General features: G+C 53.6%; 1 rRNA gene. It reads left to right on the top strand.

Annotation, left to right across the window (positions count from 1 at the left end):
* Positions 1-22 precede the first annotated feature (22 nt).
* Positions 23-562, top strand: a 23S ribosomal RNA gene (locus J4613_RS22465); the annotation flags it as partial.

Here is a 562-nt window from a genome sequence, read left to right as displayed (position 1 = left end):
AAGAAACATCTTCGGGTTGTGAGGTTAAGCGACTAAGCGTACACGGTGGATGCCCTGGCAGTCAGAGGCGATGAAGGGCGTGCTAATCTGCGATAAGCGCCGGTAAGGTGATATGAACCGTTATAACCGGCGATACCCGAATGGGGAAACCCAGTGTGACTCGTCACACTATCATTAACTGAATCCATAGGTTAATGAGGCGAACCGGGGGAACTGAAACATCTAAGTACCCCGAGGAAAAGAAATCAACCGAGATTCCCCCAGTAGCGGCGAGCGAACGGGGAGGAGCCCAGAGCCTGAATCAGCATGTGTGTTAGTGGAAGCGTCTGGAAAGGCGCGCGATACAGGGTGACAGCCCCGTACACAAAAGCGCATGTGCTGTGAGCTCGATGAGTAGGGCGGGACACGTGGTATCCTGTCTGAATATGGGGGGACCATCCTCCAAGGCTAAATACTCCTGACTGACCGATAGTGAACCAGTACCGTGAGGGAAAGGCGAAAAGAACCCCGGCGAGGGGAGTGAAAAAGAACCTGAAACCGTGTACGTACAAGCAGTGGGAGC

Source organism: Salmonella sp. 32020114201800008SM, assembly GCF_017572025.1.
Classification (GTDB): Bacteria; Pseudomonadota; Gammaproteobacteria; order Enterobacterales; family Enterobacteriaceae; genus Salmonella; species Salmonella enterica.
Note: the sequence above shows the minus strand (reverse complement) of the source record. Positions and strands in the feature narration are given on the sequence as shown.